22 protein-coding genes and 1 pseudogene are annotated in these 24,795 nt (G+C 65.6%); 7 read left to right on the top strand and 16 right to left on the bottom strand.

Features of this window, described 5'->3' with window-relative positions:
* Nucleotide 1: 1 nt before the first annotated feature.
* The gene (locus tag RB623_RS17645; protein WP_308058214.1) at nt 2-379 is read right to left on the bottom strand and encodes a VOC family protein; all 378 of its coding nucleotides are present in this window, start codon (nt 377-379) and stop codon (nt 2-4) included.
* Between the two features lie 146 nt (nt 380-525).
* On the opposite strand from RB623_RS17645, the gene RB623_RS17640 reads away from it, so the two are divergent.
* The 3 genes from RB623_RS17640 to RB623_RS17630 all read left to right on the top strand — a co-directional run bounded on the left by RB623_RS17640 (nt 526) and on the right by RB623_RS17630 (nt 4,065).
* Nucleotides 526-837 carry a hypothetical protein gene (locus tag RB623_RS17640; RefSeq protein WP_308058213.1) on the top strand — a complete coding sequence of 104 codons (312 nt, stop codon included), beginning with the start codon at nt 526-528 and terminating at the stop codon, nt 835-837.
* 9 nt (nt 838-846) lie between these two features.
* The gene (locus RB623_RS17635) at nt 847-1,749 is read left to right on the top strand and encodes an RNA polymerase sigma factor (protein ID WP_308058212.1); all 903 of its coding nucleotides are present in this window, start codon (nt 847-849) and stop codon (nt 1,747-1,749) included.
* A 114-nt stretch (nt 1,750-1,863) separates the two neighbouring features.
* Nucleotides 1,864-4,065, top strand: a complete 2,202-nt coding sequence (locus tag RB623_RS17630; RefSeq protein ID WP_308058211.1) for a calcium-binding protein — start codon at nt 1,864-1,866, stop codon at nt 4,063-4,065.
* Nucleotides 4,066-4,086: 21 nt separating this feature from the next.
* Here RB623_RS17630 and RB623_RS17625 read toward each other — a convergent pair whose 3' ends face one another.
* The gene (locus RB623_RS17625; protein WP_308058210.1) at nt 4,087-4,500 is read right to left on the bottom strand and encodes a hypothetical protein; all 414 of its coding nucleotides are present in this window, start codon (nt 4,498-4,500) and stop codon (nt 4,087-4,089) included.
* Nucleotides 4,501-4,752: 252 nt separating this feature from the next.
* Here RB623_RS17625 and RB623_RS17620 point away from each other — a divergent pair, with 252 nt between their 5' ends.
* A complete protein-coding gene (locus RB623_RS17620; protein WP_308058209.1) occupies nt 4,753-5,583 on the top strand; it encodes an alpha/beta hydrolase in 831 nt (276 codons plus the stop codon).
* 72 nt (nt 5,584-5,655) lie between these two features.
* Here the strand turns inward: RB623_RS17620 and RB623_RS17615 are convergent, their stop codons facing one another.
* The 6 genes and pseudogenes from RB623_RS17615 to RB623_RS17590 all read right to left on the bottom strand — a co-directional run bounded on the left by RB623_RS17615 (nt 5,656) and on the right by RB623_RS17590 (nt 12,990).
* Nucleotides 5,656-6,117 carry a MarR family transcriptional regulator gene (locus tag RB623_RS17615; protein WP_308058208.1) on the bottom strand — a complete coding sequence of 154 codons (462 nt, stop codon included), beginning with the start codon at nt 6,115-6,117 and terminating at the stop codon, nt 5,656-5,658.
* Nucleotides 6,114-6,698 (bottom strand): amino acid synthesis family protein, encoded by a 585-nt coding sequence (locus RB623_RS17610; protein ID WP_308058207.1) that lies wholly within the window; start codon nt 6,696-6,698, stop codon nt 6,114-6,116. Before RB623_RS17610 ends, RB623_RS17615 begins: the two co-directional genes overlap by 4 nt.
* 265 nt (nt 6,699-6,963) lie before the next feature.
* Nucleotides 6,964-7,791 (bottom strand): annotated as a pseudogene (locus tag RB623_RS17605) (UPF0280 family protein); the annotation flags it as partial.
* The gene (locus RB623_RS17600; RefSeq protein ID WP_308058206.1) at nt 7,791-9,323 is read right to left on the bottom strand and encodes a 6-hydroxynicotinate reductase; all 1,533 of its coding nucleotides are present in this window, start codon (nt 9,321-9,323) and stop codon (nt 7,791-7,793) included. The pseudogene RB623_RS17605 and the gene RB623_RS17600, both read right to left, overlap by 1 nt.
* Nucleotides 9,320-12,130: a molybdopterin cofactor-binding domain-containing protein gene (locus RB623_RS17595; RefSeq protein ID WP_308058205.1), complete on the bottom strand. Its 2,811-nt coding sequence runs from the start codon at nt 12,128-12,130 to the stop codon at nt 9,320-9,322. The genes RB623_RS17600 and RB623_RS17595 overlap by 4 nt, the downstream gene beginning before the upstream one ends.
* Nucleotides 12,127-12,990, bottom strand: coding sequence for a xanthine dehydrogenase family protein subunit M (locus RB623_RS17590; RefSeq protein WP_308058204.1), 864 nt, complete (start codon nt 12,988-12,990; stop codon nt 12,127-12,129). The genes RB623_RS17595 and RB623_RS17590 overlap by 4 nt, the downstream gene beginning before the upstream one ends.
* Before the next feature lie 243 nt (nt 12,991-13,233).
* Between RB623_RS17590 and pncA the strand changes: the two genes are divergently transcribed.
* The 3 genes from pncA to RB623_RS17575 all read left to right on the top strand — a co-directional run bounded on the left by pncA (nt 13,234) and on the right by RB623_RS17575 (nt 16,628).
* Nucleotides 13,234-13,833, top strand: a complete 600-nt coding sequence (gene pncA, locus RB623_RS17585) for a bifunctional nicotinamidase/pyrazinamidase (RefSeq protein WP_308058203.1) — start codon at nt 13,234-13,236, stop codon at nt 13,831-13,833.
* 170 nt (nt 13,834-14,003) lie between these two features.
* Nucleotides 14,004-14,477 carry a hypothetical protein gene (locus tag RB623_RS17580; RefSeq protein WP_308058202.1) on the top strand — a complete coding sequence of 158 codons (474 nt, stop codon included), beginning with the start codon at nt 14,004-14,006 and terminating at the stop codon, nt 14,475-14,477.
* Nucleotides 14,478-14,564: 87 nt separating this feature from the next.
* A complete protein-coding gene (locus RB623_RS17575) occupies nt 14,565-16,628 on the top strand; it encodes a sigma-54-dependent Fis family transcriptional regulator (RefSeq protein WP_308058201.1) in 2,064 nt (687 codons plus the stop codon).
* A gap of 121 nt (nt 16,629-16,749) precedes the next feature.
* Here RB623_RS17575 and RB623_RS17570 read toward each other — a convergent pair whose 3' ends face one another.
* The 8 genes from RB623_RS17570 to RB623_RS17535 all read right to left on the bottom strand — a co-directional run bounded on the left by RB623_RS17570 (nt 16,750) and on the right by RB623_RS17535 (nt 24,701).
* Nucleotides 16,750-17,190 carry a hypothetical protein gene (locus RB623_RS17570; protein ID WP_308058200.1) on the bottom strand — a complete coding sequence of 147 codons (441 nt, stop codon included), beginning with the start codon at nt 17,188-17,190 and terminating at the stop codon, nt 16,750-16,752.
* A 241-nt stretch (nt 17,191-17,431) separates the two neighbouring features.
* A complete protein-coding gene (locus tag RB623_RS17565) occupies nt 17,432-18,475 on the bottom strand; it encodes an NAD(P)-dependent alcohol dehydrogenase (protein WP_308058199.1) in 1,044 nt (347 codons plus the stop codon).
* A 40-nt stretch (nt 18,476-18,515) separates the two neighbouring features.
* Complete coding sequence (locus RB623_RS17560) at nt 18,516-20,150, bottom strand: molecular chaperone GroEL (RefSeq protein WP_308058198.1); 1,635 nt, start codon at nt 20,148-20,150, stop codon at nt 18,516-18,518.
* A 77-nt stretch (nt 20,151-20,227) separates the two neighbouring features.
* Nucleotides 20,228-21,025 carry an iron-sulfur cluster assembly protein gene (locus tag RB623_RS17555; protein WP_308058197.1) on the bottom strand — a complete coding sequence of 266 codons (798 nt, stop codon included), beginning with the start codon at nt 21,023-21,025 and terminating at the stop codon, nt 20,228-20,230.
* 4 nt (nt 21,026-21,029) lie between these two features.
* On the bottom strand, nt 21,030-22,052 hold the full coding sequence (locus RB623_RS17550) for an amidohydrolase family protein (protein WP_308058196.1): 1,023 nt from the start codon (nt 22,050-22,052) through the stop codon (nt 21,030-21,032).
* 78 nt (nt 22,053-22,130) lie between these two features.
* Nucleotides 22,131-22,499 carry an MmoB/DmpM family protein gene (locus tag RB623_RS17545; RefSeq protein ID WP_308058195.1) on the bottom strand — a complete coding sequence of 123 codons (369 nt, stop codon included), beginning with the start codon at nt 22,497-22,499 and terminating at the stop codon, nt 22,131-22,133.
* Nucleotides 22,500-22,527: 28 nt separating this feature from the next.
* Entirely contained in the window at nt 22,528-23,586 is a 1,059-nt protein-coding gene (locus RB623_RS17540; RefSeq protein WP_308058194.1) for an aromatic/alkene monooxygenase hydroxylase subunit beta, read from the bottom strand.
* Nucleotides 23,587-23,639: 53 nt separating this feature from the next.
* Nucleotides 23,640-24,701, bottom strand: a complete 1,062-nt coding sequence (locus tag RB623_RS17535) for a 2Fe-2S iron-sulfur cluster binding domain-containing protein (RefSeq protein ID WP_308058193.1) — start codon at nt 24,699-24,701, stop codon at nt 23,640-23,642.
* Nucleotides 24,702-24,795: the final 94 nt, after the last annotated feature.

The raw sequence follows: 24,795 nt of genomic DNA, 5'->3' as shown, positions 1-24,795 counted from the left end.
GTCAGCCCTCCGCCGAAGGGCTGCTGAGCACCATGCGGTTGCCCTCGCTGTCACGGAACTCCGCGACAGTGCGGCCGGGATCGTAGGGCGCCGGCTGCGGCTCGCTGACGATCTCGACGCCTTTCGATCGCAAGCTCTCGACGGTCGCCCCCAGCGCGCCGTCGATCAGCACCATCACCGGCCCTTCGGACGGCGTCTCGTCCTGGCGGCTGACAAAATGCAGCGCCGTGTCAGCGCCGGCGAATTTCAGCTCGATCCAACGCCAGCCGTCGGCGCCCATCGGCACGTCGGCGGCAACGGTGCAGCCGAAATGCTCGGCATAGAATGCTTTCGCGCGATCCTGGTCGAAGACGGCTAGTTCGGCAAACTGGATATGCATGGTCGGTTCTCCTTGTCTCGGGCGCGCCGCATTCCGGCACCTCCGACCGAAAGACGATGCGGGCGGCGAAAAAGATTCGCGGGCCACGAAGAATCTTTTTGCCTGTCCGGATCGTCTTCCGCTCAGGCCAACGACAGGAGAGCCCGATGGAATATGCAATCGTCCGCTACGGCGTGAAGGAAGAGCGTCGCGCCGAGAACCGCGCGCTTGTCGAGAAGGTGTTCGATGACCTGCATCGGACCGTGCCCGACGGGCTGCGTTATCTTGTGCTGGAACTGGAGGACGGAGAGTTCGTGCATCTGGTCGCGGCGGAGGGCGAAACGAGCCCGCTGCCGAAGCTCGCAGCCTTCAGGGCCTTCACGGAAAGCCATGAAGAGCGCCGCTCGACACCCGTCGCCAGAAAATCCGCCCGCATCGTCGGCGCGTACCGTATGCTCGCCGACGGGAAACAGGAATAGAGCGACATCATGGGCGCAGACGCACAAAGACTGGACCGGCCCGCCCTGGAAGGGATGCTTTCCGCGCTGCGGCCAAAACTGCACCGCTACGCGGCGCGCATGGCTGGCTCGGCGATCGACGGCGAGGACATCGTGCAGGAAACTTTTGTGAAGGCGCTGCAGGCCTTCGACGGCAACGTCGCCGTCGAGAAGCCGGAGCAGTGGCTGTTCCGCATCGCCCACAATGCCGCCCATGATTTTTTGCGCCGGCGCGCGCGGGAGAGATCGCGCATGAGCGACACTGACATGACAGACATCGAGGATCCGTCCGAGAGCGCCGACCGCCACATCGCCGCGCGCGCCAGCCTGCGCACCTTCATGCACCTGCCGGTCGGACAGCGCGGCGCGGTGATCCTGGTCGACGTGCTCGGCCTAAGCCTGCACGAGGCCTGCGAGGCGACCGGCGCGACGCTGGCCGCCACCAAGGCGGCGCTGCATCGCGGTCGCGAGCAGTTGAGGACGCTGGCGGCCGAACCGGAGGAGACGGCCGAGCTCCGTCTCGACGCCGACGACGAGCGGCGGCTACGCCGCTATGTCGACCTGTTCAACGCCTGCGACTTCGACGCGGTGCGGGCGATGATCGCCGCGGACGTGCGGCTGGAAGTCGTCAACCGCACGCGCATGCGCGGCAAGGCCGAGGTGTCGACCTATTATGGCAACTACAGCCGGGCGCAGGACTGGGCGCTGTCGCTCGGGTTTGTCGACGGCCGGCCGGCGATCCTCATCCGCAACCCGCAAGCGCCGGAAGCCGGCGTGCGCGGCTTCATGCTGATCGAATGGCTGGGCGAGGAAGTCGCCAGCATCCGCGATTTCCGCTACGCGTCCTATGCCGTCGACGGCGCCGACATCAGGGAGATCGACGCCGATGTTTAGAATGGGAATGAGGCGACGGCTCCGCACGTTGTCCTGAACAAGGGTCCGGCCGGGCGCTTGCCTGCCCCGGATACCGCCAGGTAACATCATGCATCGATCTCAGGCGGGGGCGCCATGCCCATCGAACGCATCGGCCAGGACTTTATCGTCAACACCACGACAGCCGGTGGGCAGATCGTGCCGAAGGTGACCGGCCTCACCGACGGCCGTTTCCTGGTGACATGGCGCTCCGACACCGCGACGGACGGACAGGATGTGTTCGGGCGCCTGTTCGAAGCGGACGGTAGTTCTTCCGGCAACGACTTCGTGCTGAATTCGATCACCGGAAACAACCAGGTTCTGTCTACCGTCTCCCCCCTGCCGGACGGCCGGTTCGTCGCCATGTGGGCCTCCTTCGACCCGGGCGACGGCTCGTCCTCCTGCATCCGCGCCCGCTTCTTCGACGCCGACGGCAATCCGCAGGGGGCGGAATTCGTCGCAAACTCGACGGCCGCGGCCAGCCAGACCCGTCCAACAGTCGCGCCGCTCGACAACGGCCGCTTCGTCGCGGTCTGGCAGTCCTACGACACCGGCGACGGCTCCGAGACCTGCATCCGCGCGCGCCTGTTCGAGGCCGATGGCAGCCCGGTCGGCGCCGACTTCATCGTGAATTCGACTACCGCCGGCGCGCAGATCACGCCCGTCGTCGTCACGCTGCCCGACGGCCGCTTCATGGTGTCATGGACCTCGTCAGACGACGGCGACGGGGACGGCGACTGCCTGCGGGCGCGGCTGTTCGACGCCGACGGCGGTAGCGCCGGCAACGATTTTGTCCTCAACACCACCGTCACCGGCGGCCAGACCAATCCGGGGCTTGCCGTGCTTGCCGACGGGCGCATCCTGGCAATCATGGAATCCGACGACACCGGCGATGGCTCCTTCGGCTGCATCCGCGCCCGTTTCCTCGATTCGAGCGGAAACCCGGCAAGTAACGACTTCATCGTCAACACGACGGCGGCCAGCAACCAGGCCGATCCCAAGGTGATCGCGCTGGCCGACGGGCGCGCGCTGGCCATCTGGTATTCGGGCGACACGGGCGACGGCTCCAGCTATTGCGTGCGGGCGCGCTTGTTCAACATCGACGGCAGCTTTTCCGGCGAGGATTTCATCGTCAACACCGTCTCCACCGGCAAGCAGTTCAATCCGGCGGCGTCGGCGCTATCCGATGGCCGCTTCGTCGTCACCTGGCAATCCGAGGACGGCGGCGACGGCAGCGGCAGCGCCATCCGCGCCCAGATGTTCGATCCGACGGTTTTTCAAGGCACGACCGGGACGGATAACTGGAGCGGCGGCAATTTCGCCGACACGATCGACGGCAACAACGGAGCCGACACGCTGTTCGGTTTGGCTGGTAACGACATCATCGACGGCGGAACGGGCGACGACGTGCTTTATGGCGGCGCCGACGCGGACACCATGACGGGCGGCGACGGCAACGACATTTTTTATGTCAACAGCCAGGCGGATACCGTGGTCGAGGTCGCCGGCGGCGGCGAAGCAGACAGAGTGGCCGCTTCCGGAGACTACGTGCTGGCCGCCGGCGCCGCGGTGGAGCAGTTGCGCACCACGTCGGACGGCGGCACCGCGACGATCGACCTGACTGGCAATCCGCTGGCGCAGGCCGTCACCGGCAATGCCGGCGCCAACATTCTCAGCGACGGCGGCAAGGGCGCAGCCGACATGTTGATCGGGCTTGGCGGCGACGACACTTACCGCGTCTACAATACAGGCGACGTGATTATCGAAAACCCCGGCCAGGGCGGCGACCGGGTGATGGCGGCGGTCGATTACACACTCGGCGCCGGCGTTCATGTCGAGACGCTGACCACCAACGGCAGTTCGGGAACCGCGGGCATCGACCTGACCGGCAACGAACTTTTGCAAATGATTATCGGCAACGCCGGCATCAACGTCATCGACGGCAAAGCCGGATCCGACACGCTCAAGGGCGGCAACGGCCAGGATTTCTTCGTCTTCTCGACGGCGCTGGGCACGGGCAATGTCGATACGATCGCGGATTTCAGCGTCAGCGCTGACACGATGCGGCTGGACAACGCCGTTTTCACCGAACTCGGCGCGACAGGCACACTCGCCGCATCGGCCTTTTCGGCGAATGCCGGCGGTGTCGCCCAGGATGCGAGCGACCGCATCATCTACGGCACCACGTCGGGTGATTTGTTCTATGATACGGACGGCACCGGTTCCACCGCCGCGATCCGCTTCGCCCTGCTGGGACAGGGACTAACGCTGACCAATGCAGATTTTGTCGTGCTCTGAAGCCGGGCGTAGGGCCGCCGGCTACTTCAGGTCGCTCGCCTCGCAGCGCGCATAGCTATAGGTCACGTCGGAAAACATCGGGTCCGAGCGTTCCAGCGTGCCGTCCTGCAGGATGCGGAACGATACCGACTGGTTGCTGAACATCACCGAATCCGAGCAGCCGAGAAGCGCGGTGAAATGATCCTTCTCTGCCTTCACGCGCTCGACCGTGCAGCTCGCTTCAGGCGACGTGACCTTCTTGCCGGCGATGACGATGCCGTTGGCAAGCGATGCATCGCGGTCGATGAACACGATCTGCTCGCCCTCGAGCTTGAACGTGTCGGAGCATTTCGTACCGGTCATCACCCAGGCACCTTGAGCCTGCTCTAGCGTGGTTGCGCCCGCCATGGCGCCCGAGGCGAGGACCATCGCCGCCGCCGCCGATAGTTCGATCATCCGCTTGCGCATCCGCACCCTCTCTTGCAATTCGACGCTACGATAGTGGCCCAGAGTTATGCCGACGTAAACGCCGTCCGTGACGGTATGGCTAACCCGGCAACTTTTCGGCTAGATCAGCAGGCCGACTTCTCCCGCGTTTCGGCTTGACCGTCATCGTGTCGGTTTCGGCCCAAGAATGTCGGTTCCGCCACGCGCCTAAAGGCCTCTCCCGACCTACATTGTCCACATCTCGAAACCGAGGAGCAACGTATGACCACGATCACCACGAAGGACGGAACCGGAATCTTCTACAAGGACTGGGGTTCCAAGGACGCGCAGGCGATCGTTTTCCACCACGGCTGGCCGCTCAGCGCCGACGACTGGGACAACCAGATGCTGTTCTTCCTTCACAAAGGTTTTCGCGTCATCGCCCATGACCGCCGCGGCCACGGCCGCTCCTCGCAGACCGCGACGGGCAACGAGATGGACACCTATGCCGCCGACGTCGCCGAACTGGCCGACGCGCTCGACTTGAAGAACGCCATCCATATCGGCCATTCGACCGGCGGCGGGGAAGTCGCCCACTACGTCGCCCGCGCCAAACCCGGTCGCGTCGCCAAGGCGGTGCTGATCGGCGCGGTGCCGCCGGTGATGGTGAAGTCGGAAAAGAACCCCGGCGGCCTGCCGATCGAGGTGTTCGACGGCTTCCGCGCCGCAATGGTCGCCAATCGCGCACAGTTCTACCACGACGTGCCGGCTGGCCCCTTCTACGGCTTCAACCGGCCAGGCGCCAAAGTCTCGCAAGGCATCATCGATAATTGGTGGCGGCAGGGCATGATGGGCGGCGCCAAGGCGCATTACGACTGCATCAAGGCGTTTTCCGAGACCGACTTCACCGACGACCTAAAGAAGATCGACGTGCCGGTGCTGGTCATGCACGGCTCGGACGACCAGATCGTTCCCTATGCCGACTCCGCGCCGCTGTCGGCCAAGCTTCTGAAGAAGGGTACGCTGAAGACCTATGATGGCCTGCCGCACGGCATGTGCACGACGCATCCCGACATCATCAACGCCGACCTGCTTGCCTTTTTCAAGGATTGAGCGGGTAGAGGGCGAGCCGGTTCTCCCGGCTCGCCAAAATCATCACGGCGACACGGGCGCGGCGCTCGTCCGTCACACGATCCGTGACAGCAGTCTTGTCAGCGTCGCCGCCTCCCGCGCGTTCAGCGGCGCCAGCGTCTCGGCGGTGATCTGTTCGGCCCGCGGGATCAGGCCCTCGACGACCCGCCGGCCGTCCTCCGTCAGCCGCACCATAAGCCGCCGCTTGTCGGCATCGTGCTTGCGAAGCTCGACCAGACCGCGCGCCGCCAGCCGGTCGATGACGCCCTTCACCGTCGCGGCGTCCATGGCGACCAGCGAGCCGAGCTGGTTCTGCGAGGTCTCGCCGATGTCGCGTAGCCGCGCCAGCGCCGCGAATTGCGGCGGCGTCAGGTCGCCGATGCGCGAGGCGAAGACCGAGACATGGCGCTGATGCGCGCGGCGCAGGATGAAGCCGATCTGCTCCTCCAGCCGATATCCGCCCGGCTCGGGCTCGTCAGCCGCGACCAGTTTCAGGACGTTCTCCTCGCCGCTCATCGCTGCCCGTCCCACAGCTTTATGTCAGAGGCCGCCAGTCCGCCCATGCGGTCGTGGACGCGCCCGCCAACCGCCATGGCGAGCACGAAGACGATCTCGTCCGGGCGCGGCCCGTCGACGGCGCAGACAGTGATGGCGTCGAAATGGCTGCGCACATAGGCCGCGTTGACGTGGCCGAGCGGCACGTCGAGGCTTGCTCCGAACGCCCCCACCTTCATCGCCGACGGCACGATCGCCTTGGCGCCGCCCAGCCGCTCGCGCATGGCGTAGCCGCCGGGCACGTGCCACAGCGCACCGTGCTCGATCTCTCCGTCCGTGCCGACGATGGCGCCCTTGCCGTAGGAGTCTATCGCCTTGATATCGCCGCCCAGCGCGGCGATCAGCCGGTCGGTCAGCATCAGCCCCAGCGGCTTCAGATCCTCCATGGCCGGCTGCAGCTCTTCCGCAAAACGCCCGGCGAAAGGATTTTTCACCGCGGCAAACGCCGCCGCGCGTCTACGCGGTCTTTCGACCGCCGGCCCGCCGTCATGAAAAATCTCCTCAGCAACGACCGCGACCTTGCGGATGGGAAAGTCAGGCATGCAAGGTCTCCTCTTATGTCAAATGCGTTTGCACGGGCGTAAACAGGCTTTGTCTCGGCGAACTCCGCCCTACGTTGCCCCCCTCTGTCTTGCCGGACATCTCCCCCTCAAGGGGGGAGATTAGCAGCGTGTCCCTCGCCGCTCTTTTTGCAATGTTGGCGATTGGCGAAGCCGAAGCGGCCGGCTCAATCTCCCCCCTTGAGGGGGAGATGTCCGGCAGGACAGAGGGGGGCAACGTAGGGCGCCTACGATCTGCGAAGCGATCGCCGCACAGCCTTGCCTCGCCGGCCAGGAACAACGCCGCCGCCTCGATGCAACCTCGCTGCCGTAAATCCTCCGCAACCGCGAGCCCGGCTTGCAGCGCCGCGCCGGCTTCGCCCGCCGTCAGCCTTCCGACGCCGACCGTCACCAGCCGCTCGCCGAGGTCGCTGTCCGGCGCGAGTTCCATCGCCGGCCGCCGCGACACCGCCGGATGTTTTGGCAGGTCGACGGCATTGGCGATCACGGTGGCCGCCGCATCGGCCTCGGCGCCGCTGCGCGCCATCACGGTGACGGCATCGGCAATGCCCAGCGAAAAGCTGCGTCCGCGCCAGCCCGACGTAGCGATGCCGCGCACCGGGTCTTCGGCCCGCACCACGATGCGGCCGTCAAACCCATGTCCCGTGCCGGCGACGGCTACCGCGAGTTCGTGGCCCGCAGCGATATGCAGCGCGATGTCGCCGCCATTGTTTACATAAGCGCGCTCGAGCGAGCGCCCGGCGACCAGCGCCGCCAACATTTCGTCGGCTGCCGAACCGGCGACAGCGGCCATGGGTGTGAGAAAATCATCCGCCAGCGGCGCCACCGCCGCCTCCATACGGCGCGCCGTCGGCCCGCGGAACAGTCGCGGCCGCCGCAGATGCGCCGGCCGGCGCAGGTCCGGCAGTTCCTCGACCAGCTCGCCGAGCACCGTCTGGAACCGCGCCACCGCCTGTTCATAGGCCGCCCGCACTTGGGCCGGCGTCCCAAAAACTTCGACGATCAGGTCAATCGGGCCGTGGTTGAGATGCAGCCGCCTGCCGTCCGGCAGCCAATGCGCGGTGGCGCCCTGCATCAGGCCGGACCCGCGCGATGCAATTGCGCCAGCGGCGGCCACGGATTGTTGCGCGCGGCGAAAGCGGTTCGGCGGTCGTTAAGATATTCGCCGCCCTTCGCCAGCACATCCTCGACCGTCCGGATCTCGGCCTCGTAGCCGCCCAGCCGCACATAATCGTCGCGCCGCAGCGTGAACTCGATCGGCGCCACCAGCGCCGGCGTCGGCACATAACCGAAGGCGCCTTCGGGAACGCGCATCACGTCGACCATCAGCGTGATGCCGCCGCCCGGCCAGACATAGACCGGCGCGCCGCCGACGGTCACATAGGTCTTCAGCCCCTGCACGGAGCGGGTCAGGTTCACCGGGTTTTCCGTCACCCCGGCCCTCAGACTGCCGCCGGCGCCGCCGACGAACAGCACCGTGCAGAGCGCCGGCTCGCAATTGTCCTCGATCAGCCCGACGGATTTTCTGAGCCGCTCCGGGAACGGTTTTTCGACCGGCTTGAGCGCCTCGTCCAACTCGAAATAAGCGAATTGTTCTCCCGTGGTCGACACCATCAGCAGCGACAGGCCGGGCCGCGCGCCCTTTTTGGCGTTCCAGTCGCCGAGGATCGACAGCGGGTCGGAGATCGTGGTGCCACCCCAGCCCAGCCCCGGCTCCGACACCTTGAAATAGCGTCCGGGTGTCGAGCGCCGCCCCAGAATCTTGATGCCGGTATCTTCCCAGCCCAGAACCTTGCCGGCCTGGTGCTCGGAGACGACGCCGGTGATGTGGTCGTCGACCACCACCACCTCGTCGACCAGCCCGCGCCATTGCGTGGCGAACATGCCGATGGTGGCCGAGCCGCAGCCGACACGCATGCGGTGCTCGGCCTTGCCGTCGATCATCGGCGCCTTGCCGGCCTCGACCACCACCGTCGCGCCGCCGTCTATCGAAAGTTCCACCGGCTTGCGGTTGCAAAGATTGAGCATGGCGTCGCAGGTGGCGCGCCCCTCCTGCTTTGGCCCGCCGGTGAGATGATGCACGCCGCCCAGCGACAGCATCTGCGAACCGTATTCGCCGGTGGTGACATGCCCTACCGCCTCGCCCTCGCTGCGCACGGTGGCCGTCTCGGGGCCGATATGGCGGTCCGTGTCGATCTTTATCTTGACGCCGCAGTAGGAGAAAATGCCTTCTGTCACGACGGTGACGAGATCGACACCCTCGACCTGCTGGCTGACGATAAAGGGCGCCGGCTTGTAGTCGGGATAAGTCGTGCCGGCACCGATAGCGGTGACGAAGCGGCGACTGGTGTTGACCAGTTCGCCGTTCCACGGCTCCCGTTCCGCCCCGAAAGGCACGACCGCCGCGCCGCCTTCGGCGGCATGCTCCAAAATGGTCAGCGGGTCGCAACGCACGATCTTTCCGCCGACATTGCCGTAGCGGTCGCAGGCGCCGGTGCGGCCCTCGGCGATGTAGCACATCACCGGACAGGCATCGCAGCGGATCTTTTCCGCCATCTGTTTGGCGCCGGGGTCGTGGCTGTCGAAGCGCTCGGCGAGTTCACTCATGGGAGATTTTCCTCCCTCGCCCTGATCGCCGCACGCAGGCGGCTGGGCGTCGCCGGCACCTTCGTCACCGTCACACCGGTGGCATGGCGGATGGCGTTGAGGATCGCCGGCGTGGTCGGGATCAGCACGTGCTCGCCCAGCCCCTTGGCGCCATACGGCCCTTCCGGATCGGGCACCTCGACCAGGATGCTCTCAATCGGCGGCACATCGCCGAAAGTCGGGATCAGATAGTCATGCAAATTCTCGGTGCGGCCGGGGATATATTCCTCCATCAGCGCCATGCCGATGCCCTGCGCGATGCCGCCCTCGATCTGGCCCTCGACCAGCAGCGGATTGATCGCCTTGCCGACATCGTGCGCGGCGGTGATTTTCACCAGCCGCACCGTGCCGAGCGCCAAGTCTACCTCCAGTTCCGCCATCTGCGCACCCCAGCCATAGACGGCATAAGGTTTTCCCTGGCCCTTGCCGTCGAGCGGCAGGGTCGGCGGGTCGTAGGTCTCTTGTGCCGAAAACACATAGCCGTCCGCGTCTGCGTCAAGCTCAGCAAGTTTCAGCCGGCGTTCGGCCTCGCCCTCGCGGACCATCATCGTCCCGGCTTCGAACGCCAAGGTCGCCGCCAGCGAGACATTGGCGAAACGCAGGATCTTTTCACGCAACGCGCGGCCGGCCTTTTCCGCCGCCTTGCCGCTGATGAAAGTTTGGCGCGACGCCGATGTTTTTCCCGCATCCGGCGTCAGCGCCGTATCGGCGCCGACAAGGTCGATGTCGGCCAGCGCGATACCGAGCGCGTCGGCGAAAATCTGCGCGACCACCGTGTTGGAGCCCTGGCCGATATCGACCGCGCCCTGATGCAGCACCGCCCGGCCCTCACGCGAAATACCGGCCTTGATGGTGGACGGATTGGCCAAGGACGTGTTGCCGCAGCCATACCAGCACGACGCCACGCCGACGCCGCGCTTCACGGCAGTGCTCCCGGCATTGAACGCGTCGGCTTCGGTCAGCGCGCGACGCCAATGCGGCTTCAGCGCCTCCAGGCAGTCCACTATGCCGACGCCGGCCTCAAGCCGCTGGCCTGTGACCGTTTCGGCTCCGTTACGAAGCGCGTTGGCCAAGCGGAACTCCAGCCGGTCGCGGCCGAGCTTTTCGGCCAGCGCGTCATAGAGTGTCTCCTGCATGATTGCCGCCTGCGGCACGCCGAAACCGCGAAACGCTCCGGAAACAGGCCCGTTGGTGTGGATCGCGCGCCCGGTCGCCCGGTAGTTCGGCGTGAAATACGGTCCCGAGGCATGCACCGGCACCCGGTTCGCCACCGTCGGTCCGAAACTGGCATAGGCGCCGGTGTTGAAAACACCCTCGAAAATCATTCCGGCAACGAAACCATCCTTGTCCGCGGCGATGGTCGCGGTCATCGCCGCCGGATGGCGCTTGGTCGTCGACACCATCGATTCGGTGCGTGTGTAGGCGATCGCGGCCGGCCGGCCGGTCTTCAGAGCCACCAGCCCGACCAAAGGCTGCACCGATACGTCGATCTTCGAGCCGAAACCGCCGCCTGTCGCCGTCGGCACGATCCGCACCTTCTCCAGCGGCAGGCCAAGCACCTTTGCCGTGTCTTCGCGATCCATGTGCGGGGCCTGCGTGCAGGCGGCCACGACAAGCGTGTCGCCGTCGAGAAAAGCGTGGCCAGCCTCCGGCTCGATATAGGCATGCTCGACGTAGGAGGTCTCGATGCTTGCCGAAACCTTGAACGCCGCCCCGGCAAGGGCTGCTTCCGGATCGCCGCGCTCGACGAACCCCATGGTCAGCAGGTTTTCCGCACGCGTCTCATGGAGACGGTGCGCCCCCTCGGCCACCGCGTCGCAAGGCTCCAGGACATGGCCGAGTTCGGTCCAGGAAATCGGAAACGCGCCGAGGTTGAGATCGACGATCGCCTCGCGCTCGCCGGCGACCAGCGCCACCGCCTCGCCGCGGAATCGCGCCATGCCTTCGGCGAGGATCGGCTGGTCGGCGAAGGGCGGGATGACGCCAAAGGCATTGTGTCCCGGAACGTCGTCCGCGGTGAACACCGCGACGATGCCCGGATGGCTTTTCACGAAGGCATCGAGGTCGCCAAAGGAAAATCGCGCGTGATGGTGCGGCGAACGCACTACCGATACCAGCAGCGCGTCGGCGGGAAAGCCGTCGGCGCCGTAGGCTTCCGTGCCCGATACTTTCGGCACGCCGTCGAGGCGGATCGGCGAGGCGCCGACGGCGTGGCCGGCCGGGATGGTTTTCGCGGAAATACCACCCGCACCGTTCACGCGATGGAAGCCGGGCGCCGGATATGAAGAAGCGTGCCAGTCCTCGGCCCGTCCAGCCGCCATCACCGCCGCGACGATCTTTCGATAACCCGTGCACCGGCAAAGGATGCCGCCGAGCGCATCCTTGACCTCCGTCTCGCTGGGGGACGGATTTCGCTCCAGCAGTGCGGTGGCCGCGACCAGCAGTGCCGGCGTGCAGATGCCGCATTGCGCCGCGCCATGCTCGAGAAAAGCCGCCTGCAACGCCGACAGTTTTCCGTTGGCGAGCCCTTCGACAGTGCGGACGGCAGTTCCCTCCGCTCCGGCTACCGGCACCAGGCAAGCGCAGACCGGCTCGCCGTCGAGCAGCACCGTGCAGGCGCCGCAGTCGCCGGCGTCGCAGCCGACTTTCGTGCCGGTCAGCAGCAGATCGTCGCGCAGCACCGAAGACAGCCGCCGCAGCGGCGGCGCCGATACCGCGACCGGCCGGCCATTGACCTCGAAGGCGATGGGTATCCGAGGGGCGCTCATGCAGCCCTCGCTTTGGTTCGCTCCGGCTCCGCCGCGGCGGCGACAGCGCGCAGCACGATCTCGCGCGCCGCCTCGCGCCGATAGTCGGCCGAACCGCGCACGTCGTCGATCGGTGCAATCTCCGGCAGAGGCGCGGTCCGCACCGCATCGGCAAGCTCGTCGCCGGACGCCGCTCCAACCACCGCCGCCTCGACGCCGCGCAGCCGCCGCGCCACCGCCGAACAGGAGCCGACCGCGACCGCGGCATAGGCGATCCTGCCGTCATCGTCCAGTCGGATACGCGCGGCCGCCATGGCAATCGAGATCACCAGGTAGCGCCGCGCGCCGAGCTTCACGAAAGCGGAACGCCCGGCGGCCGACGATTTCGGCACGCGGATCGCGGCCAGCAATTCGTCGTCGCGAAGCGCCGTTTTCCGGTTGCCGAGGATGAAACCGAACAGCGGAACGATGCGGACGCCGCCCGCTGACCGCAGTTCCACCTCGGCGTCGAGCGCCAGCAGCGGCGGCACGCCGTCGGCCGCCGGCGAGGCATTGCAGAGGTTGCCGGCGATCGTGCCGGCATTCTGGATCTGCACCGATCCGACTTCGCGCGCCGCCTGCCGCAATGCGTCGAAAGCCGGCGGCAGGGTTGCACGAACAACGTCGGTCCAACTGGTGCGCGCGCCAAAGATCCAAAAATGGTCGGTCTCGGCGATGCCACGCAGGTCCGCCAGTCCGTTGATGTCGAGCACATCTTCGCGGATGGGCCGCACGCCTTGCGCCGGATAAAAGTCAGTGCCGCCCGCCAGAATGCGCCAGCGATCCTCCTTCAGGAGGCGCAAGGCTTCCTCGACCGTCTTGGGTTTCGCGTAGCGGATCACGCAATGCCTTTCCGGCGGAAGGACCGGCGAAATTCATTCGCATGCAAACGATATCAGCACTATGGAGATTGTCAAAGGCGATGGCGCCGCCGCGTCGCTCCGTGGCAATTCACATCAACGTCGCGGTCACCAGGGCGAAAGCGCGCGGGCAGGGTTGACGCGGCTACCGGTTTGCGCCGACTTTCGGCGGCGATTGAAGTGCATGCGGCGCGCGCGCCGGGTGCGCGGCGCATCGGAGGGGTAATGGGCCAGGAAGCGCTCGTCGTCATCGACGTCCAGAACGATTTCTGTCCGGACGGCTCGCTGGCCGTGACGGATGGTCATCTGATCTTGCCGACGGTCAACGATCTGATCGCCGGCTTCGAGCACGTCATCCTGACGCAGGACTGGCATCCCGAACGGCATTCCAGCTTCGCGTCGGTCCACAAGGGGCGCGAGCCGTTTCAGACAGTCCAGATGTCCTACGGCGAACAGACGTTGTGGCCGGATCATTGCGTTCAAGGCACCGAAGGCGCGGCCTTCCATGCGTCGCTGAACAGGACCAAGGCCGAACTTGTCGTGCGAAAAGGGTTTCGGCGCGACATCGACAGCTATTCGGCCTTTTTCGAGAACGACCGCGCGACGCCGACCGGCCTTGCCGGCTATCTGCGCGAGCGCGGCATCGCCACGCTGACGCTGGTCGGCCTGGCGACGGACTTTTGTGTCGCCTATTCGGCGCTGGACGCGGTGCGGCTCGGCTTCGACGCCACGGTCAGGCTCGACGCCTGCCGCGCCATCGATCTCGGCGGCTCGCTCCAGGCAATGACCGAGCGCATGCGCGAGGCCGGCGTGATGCTGGCCTGATCGCCTCGGTCGCCGGGCTGAGGCACTTCCTGTAGTAACCACCTACCACCCCACGGCAGGGTGTTCGCGTTATTGGAAGGTACTGTGGGGACCGACAGCCCGCGCCGCCCACCGCCCGGCAGCCGGCGCGGCTCAACGGGCGGGAAGACCGGGCGAATCTGGGAGGATTCATGGTCGAGATCATTTCCAGGCGGGATGGTCCGCGTCGCGAGGACGTGCAGGCCAAGCGGCTGATCGAACAGAACCGCGCCACCATCGAGCGCATCGCCGACCAGATCAGCGGCGGCGGCTATTCCGCCTCGCGTAAGCCGCGCCAGCAACCGAAGGCAGAGGGATTGATCATCCATGTCGGCGGTGGTTCGCCAATCGCCGCCGAACCCGATCCGTCAATCCGCATCACCCTGAACGGCCGGGTCATCTCCGTCGACCAGAACAGCGGCCGCCAGTTGCATCACATCGGCGACGTCCGCTACCGGGACGGCGGGCAGGTGTTCGTTCTCGCCACAAGAGAGAACGGCTTTTTCGCGCCGGTGGTGGACGCTGTCGCCCAAGCTCTGCTTGACTTGGACGGCGCACGTCTCGACACTGCGTTGACCGAGGAGCGGCTCGCCGCCGAGATTGGTCGAAGACTGGGTATCGCCTGACCGAATTCGCGTGGCGGGACCGTTCAAGAGGTTCGACCCGCGACAGCATACAGCACTGACATGCCTCGAAGGTTGCAGAATGACTGAATGAAACGCGAGCTCGGCACACGTCCCATGAAGATCGACGGTCACTCCGCGCCTGCTCCGTTGGCCGTGGCCTCCGTCCTGAATCTCATCGACTATGACGAGCGCGCTACCATGCGCGCCTGGGAGGACGTTCTCGCCGACAAGCCCTGTTCCCGCGACCCCGCTCACCATGTGCGTTCGCTCATCCACGAGTCCTGGTATCGCAGCGTCTCCGGCGGCATCGACGCGCAGGGGGTGGAAGCGCCTCTCAACAGCGACCGCGACGAGATCGAGTTTCTAACACGCGCCAATGCGGAACTGCTGGCGGCGGCGAGGCGCTCGTTCGAATCGCTCGGCCGGCTGCTCGACGGCACCGGCGCCATGCTGGTGCTGGCCGATGCCGACGGCGTGCTGATCGACGCCATCGGCGACAAGAGAACCCTGCACGACGGCATGGACATCCATCTCGCCATCGGCGGCAAGTGGAACGAGGAGGCGGTCGGCACCAACGGCATCGGCACGGCGCTGTGGACCGGCGAGCCGATCTTCGTGCATGCTGCCGAGCATTTCTGCGCCGGCATCAAATCCTGGACCTGCGCCGGCGCGCCGATCCGCGATCCGCTCGACGGCCGGATCATCGGCGTCGTCGACCTGTCCGGCTATTCGCCGATCTTCCGCCCGCACAACACCGCGCTGGTCGCCGCCACCGCCCGCCATATCGAGAAGGCGCTGGCCGAACAGCAGCAGGAGCGGCGCACCCGCCTGCTCGAGGCCTTCATCTCGTCCGCGCCGAACTACCGGCGCAAGGACGGGCTGGTGATCGTCGACCATCGCGGCCGGGCGATCTTCTCCAACAACCTGCCGGAAGGCGATCCCGACAGGGCCGAAACCCCGGTCGAGCCTGGCCGCTGGCTGCTCAATCTTCCCGCGCCCGGCTCCGAGGCCGACATCGCCAGGGCGCTGCCGCCGCATCTGCGCTCATGCCACGTCACCCCGCTGAAACTCGACGGCAGCCTCGGCGGCGCGGCCTTGGTGTTCCCCTCGGCGCCGGCCGCTCCCACGACGTTCGCCGGACGCGCCGAGGACAAGCCGCTGCGCGAGGCCGCCGCCATGATCGTCGGCGAAAGCGAGGCGCTGCTCGCCGCCGTCGACGTCGCCAGCCGCGTCGCCCGCTCCAACAGCGTCACCTCGCTGCTGATCGAGGGCGAGACGGGCGTCGGCAAGGAGCTTTTCGCGCGGCTCGTTCATGCCGGCAGCCGGCGCTCCGCCAACGATCCCTTCGTCGCCATGAATTGTGGGGCGATCACCCGGGAACTTTTCGGTAGCGAACTCTTCGGCCATGTCGCCGGCGCCTTCACCGGCGCGTCGCGCGATGGCAAGCCGGGCGTGTTCGAGCAGGCCAATGGCGGCGTGCTCAGCCTCGACGAGATTGGCGAAATGCCCTTGGAAATACAGCCCTTTTTGCTGCGCGTGCTGGAAGAGCGGGTCGTCCACCGCATCGGCGACAGCCGTGGCCGGCCGGTCGACGTGCGGCTGGTCGCGTCGACCAATCGTGACCTGAAGCAGGAGATCGCGACGGGCCGTTTCCGCAGCGATCTCTATTACCGGATCGGCGCGGTTTCGATCAAAGTGCCGCCCTTGCGGGAGCGCGGCGACGACGTGCTGCTGCTCGTCGAGCACTTCAACCGCAAAATAGCGGCGCTCAATGGCGGCGACCTTTTGAGCTTCTCCAACGAGGCGCTGGACGCACTGCTGGCCTGGCGCTGGCCGGGAAATGTGCGCGAATTGAAGAACCTGGTCGAGCGACTGCATGTGCTGGCGCATGGCCGCGACGTTGGGCTGCGCGACCTACCCGCCGAAATTGTCTCGACCGGCTCCAGGCCGGAACTCCCGCCGAATTACGTGGGCGACGTCACGGCCGATAAGCTCGACGGCACGCTGGTCGACGCCGAGCGGCAGATGATGAAAAACGCGCTGGCCGCTGAGGGCGGAAACCTCAGCCGCGTCGCGCAAAGGCTGGGAATTTCAAGGCCTACGCTCTATCGCAAGCTCGACCGCTACGGCATCCGGCGCGGTTTTGTCTGATACCAGCGGCGTTTAACCTTGACCGCCATTTGTATCGGAATACCAACGCCCCCATCGCCAAGCGCACCAGGCGGATGGCGTTCGAATCCTCAACAAGTCAACCTGGCATGCCGTCCGGCCGTCACGACGTATCGATACGCCCCGCCACGCCGCAAACCATTGCGCGCCGCGCCCTCTTTGCGTGATCCCGCCATGCCATCGCCGGCGTGCGGTGCGCAAGACGCCCGTTCAACCAGTTGCGAAACAGCCGCCGCCCGGCGAAAAGATCCTGCAAGCCGCCGAAGACGAAGGCCAGCGCGCGGAAGCAGCGGGCAAGATGCAAAGCCTCGGCGCAGCCATCGGCATCGCCGACCGCAGCCGGGGGCAAGGCAAGCGCGCCGCCGGCTCGCTCGGCGGCAAAGGCCCGCGCAACGGCCTCGGCCGGCCGCAAGAGCGTCAGCACCGGAACGCGAATCCAGAGCGGCAGGACGCAAAGGAACTCGGCCAGAACGGCCAGCTTGAGCAGCACCGCTGCCATGCCCTTCAGCGTCTCCTGCTCATTTTCGCGTTCCGCGCGGTCCATTCCAGCCTCCGTTCGAGGCGCACAATAGCAGAGAGGTGGAAAAGGGCAAGGATTATTTTCCTATGCCACGTCGACGCCAATGGGCATAAGCTTTGACCGAAGAAGCACAACGGCCAGAGATTGCAACCGTTGGTATAACGGTTCAGGAACGCGCTTCGTCTAACGTTCCGACACCTAAAGCATGGTGCTGGCGACGCCAACGCGGCACCCCCTGGGCCGCGCCGCGCATGAGCCAGACGCTTCAAGGGACAATGACCCCGCGCCCGGTGAACCGCCGGTTCTTGAAATCGTCCAGCGCGGTGTTGATGCTGGCGAGGTTGTATTCGGTGTAATGCATCTTCACCTTGCCGTCGGCGTTCAGCTCCATCAGCTCGACCAGCTCGGTGAAATTGCCGACCAGGCTGCCGCCGATGTTGATCTCCTCGATGACGAGATGCGCGGTCGGCACGTTGACCTGGCCGCCGTAGCCGACGACGAAAAGCTGGCCGCCCTTGCGCACCATCTTCCAGCAGATGTTCTCGACACCGAGTTCGCCGACGAAGTCGATGACGACATGCGCGCCGCCGCCGGTGATCTGCTTCACCTCCTCGACCACGTTCGGGCCGCCGTCGAGCACGAAGTCGGCGCCGAGGTCCTTGGCCAGCAATTGCGCCGCCGGCTCGCGGTCGACGGCAATGATGCGGCAGCCGGAGATCGCATGTAGCGATTGCAGCGCGATGTGGCCGAGGCCGCCTATGCCGAGCAGGACGCAATAGCTGCCTGGCCGAAGCATTTTCGCGGCGCGCTTGGCGGCGCGGTAGGCGGTGATGCCGGCATCAGCCAGCGGCGCCACCTCGATCGGCGTGATGTTGGCGTTGAGCTTTATCAGCGAACGCTCGCTGGTGATGAAGTATTCGGCGAAGCCGCCATTCATGCCGAGGCCGGGGAACTGGCCATTGTCGCAATACATGTCTTCGCCGTGGCGGCAGTTGAGGCAGATACCGCAGGAGCGGAACGGGTGGCAGATCACCGCGTCGCCGCGTTTCACTGATTTCACGCCGCTGCCGACCTCCTCAACCCAGCCGGCGTTCTCGTGGCCCATGATGTAGGGCAGAAGCGTGCCACCCGGGTCCATGGTCGGCTTCCACACGCCTTCGATGATGTGGAGATCGGTGCGGCAGAGGCCGGCGGCCCCGACCCGGACGATCACTTCGTCCGGAGCGGTTATCGTCGGCGCCGGAACCTCCTCGATCCTGAGCTGGACGTTCATCTTCGGATCGTATTCGTACAGTCTTGCAGCTTTCATCGTCCCAATCCTTTCGACGTCGAAATCATTCCGGGCAGGTTCAGGCGCGGCCGAGCTTTTCGGCGCCGCCGCCGAGCGCCGGGCCGGCGGTCGGGTCGTCCTCGTCCTCGGCAAGGTCGCCGATCAGCGTCTCGGTGGTGAGGATCAGCGTCGCCACCGAGGCCGCGTTGGCGAGCGCACTACAGGTGACGCGCACCGGATCGACGATGCCGGCCTCGAACATATTCTGGTAAGTGCCGGCCGAGGCGTTGTAGCCGTGGCCGCCATTGATGCGGGTGACCTCGGCCACGACGGCTTCCGGATCCGCGCCGGCATTGGCGGCGATCCGCCGCAGCGGCTGCGACAGGATCGACCGGACCAGCCGCACGCCTTCCGCCACGTCGCCGTCGACGTCCGCCGCGACCTTGTCCAGCTTCGGCGCGATCTGGGCGAGCGCCGAGCCGCCGCCGGCGACCACGCCTTCCTCGCAAGCCGCGCGCACGGCATTCAGCGAATCCTCGATGAGCTGGATGGTGCGCTTCTGCTCGACCGGCGTGACGCCGCCGGCGTAGAGGATCGCGGTGCCGCCGGAGAGTTTCGCCAGCCGTTCGCGCAGCTTGTCCTGCTCGATGTTGGGCGGGGCGTTTTCGTACTGGCGCTGCACCTGGGCGCGGCGCGCCGCGATCGCCGCCGGGTCGCCGCCGCCCCGGATCACCGAGGTGTGGGACGCGCTGGTGCGCACCCGTTCGGCCGAGCCGAGATCGTCTGCGGAAATCTCCTCCAGCCGGCCGCCGAGATCGCGGGCGATGACCCGGCCGCCAGTGATGATGGCCAGATCCTCCATCATCGCCTTGCGCCAGTGGCCGTATTCCGGCGGGTGGACGACGAGGTATTTTCCCGGCCCCTGCTTGCCGAGCAGCGTCACCACGACTTCCGGCGACATCTCCTCCGAGACGATCAGCAGCGGCCGCCCGGCCTGGTCGGCGATGCGCCGGGCCGTGTCGAGCGCCTCGGGCTCCTTGATCTTCAGGTCCGTCATCAGGATCAAAGGCCGCTCGAGAACGGCCTCCATCTTCTCCTGATCGGTCACCATGTGGTGGGAAAGATAGCCGCGCTCGAACGACATGCCCTCGACCACGTCCAGCGTGGTCTCGGTGGTCACGCTGAAGTCGGTGGTGATCACGCCCTCGGCGCCCACTCGTTCATGGGCTTCCGCGACCAGCGCACCGAGTTTCGCGTCGGTTGCGGCGATGTTGGCTACCGAGGCGAGGATGCCGTTGCCCTTGGCCGGCCTGGCAGAGGCCTTGAGCGCGGCGACCACCGTCGCCACCGCAAGGTCGATGCCGTTGCACAGATCGACGGATTTGGCGCCGCGTTCGTTCGCCTCGATGCCGGCCTGGATCAGCGCGTTGGCCAGCACGATCGCCGTGGTCGTGCCGTCGCCGGCGACCTCGTTGGTCTGCATCGACACTTCGCGCACCACCTGCGCGCCCATGTTCTCGAACCGGTCATGCAACTCTATTTCCGAGGCGATGCTGACGCCATCGCGGGTGACCATCGGCGTGCCGATCGGCCGGTCGATCATGGCGTTCATGCCCTTGGGACCGAGCGTCGGCTCGACGGCGGCGGCAAGCCGGCCAACGCCGCGGGCGAGCGCCCGGCGGGCCTGCGAATTGTGGAGCATTATCTTGGGCATATGTCCTCCTTCCGCCTTACGGGCGGCTTGTTGGTTAGGGGCCTCATGCAAAGGGAGGCCGTTGCGAAAAATCTGCGTCAGGCGCCCGGCGCGGCCCGCTCCGGCACACGGTCCAGGATGAAATCGACGAGCGTCGGTTCGCCGTCGATCACCTCGACTTCCTTGTACCGGGTTTGCTTCAGGCCACGGCACAGCGCGCCGTTGAACTCCATGTTGATGCGCACGCCACGCAATTCGGCGAGATAGGCGCCGAGCGCGCCGGCCGGTATGTCCGCACCGTCCCAGGTGACGAAGGCGGGACCGTCGGCGCGGCGCGCCGGAAAGCGCTCAAGCAGCGCCGCCCGGTATCTCGGCTTCTGCCTGTCCGCCTCGCCCGCTTCGAACCGCACCACATCCAGCGCGATCAGATCCATGCCGACGATCTCGCGATCGGTAAGCCCGTGCTTGCGCAAGCCCACCAGCACGGCCTCCTGCCGCCGCTTGAAGGCCTTCATGCGAAAAGTCTCGCGCAGCGCGCCGATGTCCTGGTCGGCGGTAAGCCCGGCGAAGATGTCGCCGAACGCCTTGCCCTGCTCGACGCCGCGATTGACCTCGTCGGCGAACATGTGGTCGTGCAGCTTGACCCGATAGGCCGGCTGCCAGGACAGCGCGTCGAGCGCCTTGCGCACCCCATCCAGCATCAGGAAGGCAAAGTTGGGCGAGCACCAGTAGGTCGGCAGGCGGAAATCGACCTCCACGCTGCCGTCGCCCGTCACCTCGGCCCTTTCGACGAAACCCATCTCGGTGACAGGTTCGTCGAGTTCCGGGTCGTTGACCTCCGCAAGGCGCCGCCAGACTTCTGCCTGGCGGCTGCTGGGTAGTCCGGCGGCGCCCATCGCCCTACTCCGCGGCGATGCTGAAAGGCGAGGCGGCCAGCGCCTTCTTCTTTGCCGTGACGTCGATGTCGTAGAGGCGCGCCGCATTGAGGCCGAGGATTTTTTCCTTGATCTCGTCGGTCAGTTGCACGCCGCGCTCGGCGGCGATGTCTGCCGGGATCTGGAAATTCCACAACTTCTCGACCAGCCAGCGCGGCGTCCAGATGCCATAGTCCGACCCGAACAGGATCTTGTCGGGACCGACCCAGAACAGGAGTTCGGAAATGACCTCGGCGAAATAGCGCGGGCGCGAGTGGATGAACGGCAGCGCCACCGCCAGGCCGGCATAGACGTTCGTTTCCTGCACGGCGATCCAGCAGAAGTCGTCGAGGCGCGGCAGGCCGCAATGCTCGATGATCCAGTTCAGCCCCTGAAAGTCGGTGGCCGCATAGTCCACGTCATGGACGTCGAAGGCATCCTTGCTGAGCGGGATGATGGTCGGGCCCTTGTGGACGTGGATGTTCTTGATGCCGAGCTTCTCGCACAGTTCGAAGCATTTGTAGGCCTCGGGATCGTTGAGCCTCCAGCCCTTGGAGGCGCCGTTCCACTCGGCCGTGTACATCTTCACGCCCTTGATGTCGTAGGTCTCCTTCATGAAGTGGATGTATTCCAGCGCCTTCTCGCCATCGCGCGGATCGAACGAGCCGTTGACGATGAAGCGTTCCCTGGAGCGCTGCGCCATCTCGGTCGAGCGTTTGATGCAGCCGAATCCGTTCTTGTAGAAGTCCTTCAGCACAGTGGTCTGGATGATGGCGACGTCGTCCGGCCCTTCAATGAAGAGGTCGCGATAGAGGTCGTCGGCGCTGTATTTCTCGAACTTGTCCTTGGCCCATAGCTGCTCCTTTGGGCTCAGCGCCGAGTGATAGGCGTAGAAACACTCGATGAACTGCTTGCCGTGAATGTTGCGCTGGTTCTCCGGACTGCCGTCCCAGAAATGGGTGTGGCCGTCGACGACGAAGATTTCCTTGCCTTCCGGTGTGATGAACATGGTTCCCTCGGCATTGCTTGCGTTGATCGGACCGGCGCGCCGGGTCATGGGCGCGCCGGAGGTCCTGGGGGAGAATCCTCAGATGTATTCGAAGACGTCGTCCATGTTGCCGAACAGGATGACGGTGTTGTCGTCGACCCTCACCATGCGGCCGTAGTGGGTGGAGGTGTTTACCTCGAAGATCTCGGCGGTCATCTCGCGGCCGAGATATTCGCTGATCTCGTCCATCTTGAAGATCAGCTTGCCGTGGCCGTCGATGCGGATCAGCGCCGGCTGGTAGGTGACGGTGACGTTGGGCTTCTTGCCCATGAACTCGGCGATGGCGCGGGCCTCGACCGAGTCGTTCATGGTGACGCCGCACTGGTGCGAGATCGTCTGCTCGAAGGTGATGTCCTTCATCGACTTGAAGATGTTGTCGTGCGAGGCGTCGCGTGCTGTCAGTGACATTTGCGTATCTCCCGATTTCGTTTGAGGGTCAGCCGTCGAGGCCGAGTTCGCCGATGATCTGGCCGATGCGCTCCTGCGACTGCGCATGGACGTCACTGAACGAGACCGGCTTGGAGTGCGGCATCGACCAGATCGGCTGCAGGCCCTGGGCCGCCTTATCGGCAAGCGCGCGATGCTTCTTCAGCCAGGCCTTGAACAGCTTCTGGTTGTGCGAGGCATGCTTCTCGTCATGCGCCAGCAGGTAGATCAGGTCGATCGTATTGGCGAGGTTGCGCTCGTAGTCGGCCTCGGCGGCGGAGATCACCGGCGGCGTGATGAAGTCGTGGTTGGCGGCGGCGACCTGCATCAGGAAGCCGGAGCGGAACAGCTCGCCGACCAGCGGCTCGAACACGATGTTGATGGCGAAATACTGCTCGAGATAGTCGGCCGTGCCCATGATGGTCTCGACCGCCTCGCGCGTGCCTTGCCAGGCGCCGTCCTCCAGCCAGGCCTTCTTGCCGAGCTCGTCGTTCCAGCCCGGAATGTCCATGCCGATCTCGGCGAGGTAGAGGGTGATGTCCTGCGCCAGCCTGAGCTTGTAGGAACTGTTGGTCAGCGTGGCGTTGTTGATCATCTGGGTGTAGCCGTAGCGCTGCGCCTGCATCAGCGAGGTGCCCAGGCCGAACTCGGCGTGTTTCCAGGCGCCGAGATGCGTCTGCAGGATCTTTGCCCAGACCTTGTCGAAGCTTTTCGGCGCGCCGGACTTGCGGCCGTTGGCGATCACGCTCTGCACCATCGTCTCGATCTTCGACTGGCGCTGGTAGTGGGTGCGCTCCCACTCCTGGTCGGGAGCGCGGAAGGCGTGCCAGTTGGAGCTCAGCGCCGCCGTGTTGTCCTTGACATAGGCGCCCTTGCCGTTGGCGAAGGAGATGATCCAGTTCTGGATCAGGTAGCGCTCCGGATCGGGCTGCACGTCGACCGTGACGTCCTCGTAGTGGGTGGCGCGCTGGCCGCGCGGGCTGAAGTAGCGGTACTTGCGGCTGTCCGAATCGGCGAAGATCGCCGCACCCGCGGCTCCCGATCCCACTGAACTCGACGTTGCTGGCATGGTCTTCACTCCCTTGTTGCAGTTGCTGGCGAAAATTTCCCGCGGCGCGGGCGTCAATGGCCCGGCGTCCCGCCGCCGGACGATGTCGTGAACTTGTCGAAGAAGATGCGTTCGGTCTCGAAGCCGTTCATGAACAGAACCGGCTGCAGCGCGTCGATCATCGGCGGCGGACCGCAGGCGTAGACGTCGCCTTCCCCGTCGATGGCGAGCTGCTTGAGTTTTGCGTCGACGCGCTCGTGCACGAAGCCGCGCTCGCCGTCCCAGGCCTCGCCATTGACGTGCGAGAGCACCGGGATGAACGTCACGTCCTCGTACCGGCCGGTAAGCTCGGCGATGCGGTCGAGGTAGAAGAGGTCGGTCGGCGTGCGGGCGCCGTAGAAGAAATACACCGGCCGCTGCTCGCCGCTTTTCAGGTGGTCGTTGAGGATCGACCAGATCGGCGACATGCCCGACCCCGCCCCTACGAGGACGAGGGGTCCCTGCCGGTCCTCACGACGGAAACAGGTTCCATAGGGTCCGACGACGGTGACCTCGGCTCCGACCCGGATGCCTCCGGAGTCGAGCTCGCCGGAGAACTTTCCTTCGGGGTACTTCTTGATGATGAAGGAAAGGCTTTGGGTTTGGTCCGGCGTATTTGCCATGGAGAACGAGCGCGTAATCGTCTCCCCTTTTTCCGTGGTGACCGTGATGTCGACATATTGGCCGGCCCAGAATTTGATCGGGGAGTTTAGGTCGATTTGGATGCCGCGAATGTCGTGCGTCAGCCTGTCAATCGCTGCGATGCGGCCCGAAAAAGTCTTCACCGCGATCGATTTCGCCAAAACCTCCTCGTCGTAGTTGAGGAGCTCGACCTCCATGTCGGAATAGGCGATCGAGCGGCACAGAAGGATGTGGCCGCTGTCCTTCTCCATGTCGTTGAGGGCGAAGGTCGAGTATTTGAGCATGTCGACCTCGCCGTCGAGCAGCACGCATTTGCAGGCCGAGCATTGCCCTTCCTTGCAGCCATGCGGCAGCGCGATCCCCTGCCGGAACGCGGCGTTCAGCACGGTCTCGCCATGCGCCACCTCGAACTCCACGCCGACCGGCTCCAGGCGAACTTTGTGAGCGTCGCTCATCTTGCAGAAACCTCCCAATGCTTCGCCGGCTTGCTTCCACGCGGGAAGCAAGGGCTCGGCCCGGATCATGGGCGCGGGGGCTTTTGAAGCCTCC

It is taken from the genome of Mesorhizobium sp. LHD-90 (assembly GCF_030929505.1).
Lineage (GTDB): Bacteria > Pseudomonadota > Alphaproteobacteria > Rhizobiales > Rhizobiaceae > Kumtagia.
This window is presented reverse-complemented; position numbering and strand designations above follow the sequence as displayed.

Coding starts and splice junctions, on each gene's coding strand:
- RB623_RS17645 (WP_308058214.1), bottom strand. CDS start 379: ATGCATATCCAGTTTGCCGAACTAGCCGTCTTCGACCAGGATCGCGCG.
- RB623_RS17550 (WP_308058196.1), bottom strand. CDS start 22,052: ATGTTCATCACACCGGAAGGCAAGGAAATCTTCGTCGTCGACGGCCAC.
- RB623_RS17555 (WP_308058197.1), bottom strand. CDS start 21,025: ATGGGCGCCGCCGGACTACCCAGCAGCCGCCAGGCAGAAGTCTGGCGG.
- RB623_RS17620 (WP_308058209.1), top strand. CDS start 4,753: ATGACCACGATCACCACGAAGGACGGAACCGGAATCTTCTACAAGGAC.
- RB623_RS17595 (WP_308058205.1), bottom strand. CDS start 12,130: ATGAGCGCCCCTCGGATACCCATCGCCTTCGAGGTCAATGGCCGGCCG.
- RB623_RS17630 (WP_308058211.1), top strand. CDS start 1,864: ATGCCCATCGAACGCATCGGCCAGGACTTTATCGTCAACACCACGACA.
- RB623_RS17635 (WP_308058212.1), top strand. CDS start 847: ATGGGCGCAGACGCACAAAGACTGGACCGGCCCGCCCTGGAAGGGATG.
- RB623_RS17570 (WP_308058200.1), bottom strand. CDS start 17,190: ATGGACCGCGCGGAACGCGAAAATGAGCAGGAGACGCTGAAGGGCATG.
- RB623_RS17580 (WP_308058202.1), top strand. CDS start 14,004: ATGGTCGAGATCATTTCCAGGCGGGATGGTCCGCGTCGCGAGGACGTG.
- RB623_RS17540 (WP_308058194.1), bottom strand. CDS start 23,586: ATGCCAGCAACGTCGAGTTCAGTGGGATCGGGAGCCGCGGGTGCGGCG.
- RB623_RS17610 (WP_308058207.1), bottom strand. CDS start 6,698: ATGCCTGACTTTCCCATCCGCAAGGTCGCGGTCGTTGCTGAGGAGATT.
- RB623_RS17545 (WP_308058195.1), bottom strand. CDS start 22,499: ATGTCACTGACAGCACGCGACGCCTCGCACGACAACATCTTCAAGTCG.
- RB623_RS17575 (WP_308058201.1), top strand. CDS start 14,565: ATGAAACGCGAGCTCGGCACACGTCCCATGAAGATCGACGGTCACTCC.
- pncA (WP_308058203.1), top strand. CDS start 13,234: ATGGGCCAGGAAGCGCTCGTCGTCATCGACGTCCAGAACGATTTCTGT.
- RB623_RS17560 (WP_308058198.1), bottom strand. CDS start 20,150: ATGCCCAAGATAATGCTCCACAATTCGCAGGCCCGCCGGGCGCTCGCC.
- RB623_RS17600 (WP_308058206.1), bottom strand. CDS start 9,323: ATGAGTGAACTCGCCGAGCGCTTCGACAGCCACGACCCCGGCGCCAAA.
- RB623_RS17565 (WP_308058199.1), bottom strand. CDS start 18,475: ATGAAAGCTGCAAGACTGTACGAATACGATCCGAAGATGAACGTCCAG.
- RB623_RS17615 (WP_308058208.1), bottom strand. CDS start 6,117: ATGAGCGGCGAGGAGAACGTCCTGAAACTGGTCGCGGCTGACGAGCCC.
- RB623_RS17535 (WP_308058193.1), bottom strand. CDS start 24,701: ATGAGCGACGCTCACAAAGTTCGCCTGGAGCCGGTCGGCGTGGAGTTC.
- RB623_RS17625 (WP_308058210.1), bottom strand. CDS start 4,500: ATGATCGAACTATCGGCGGCGGCGGCGATGGTCCTCGCCTCGGGCGCC.
- RB623_RS17640 (WP_308058213.1), top strand. CDS start 526: ATGGAATATGCAATCGTCCGCTACGGCGTGAAGGAAGAGCGTCGCGCC.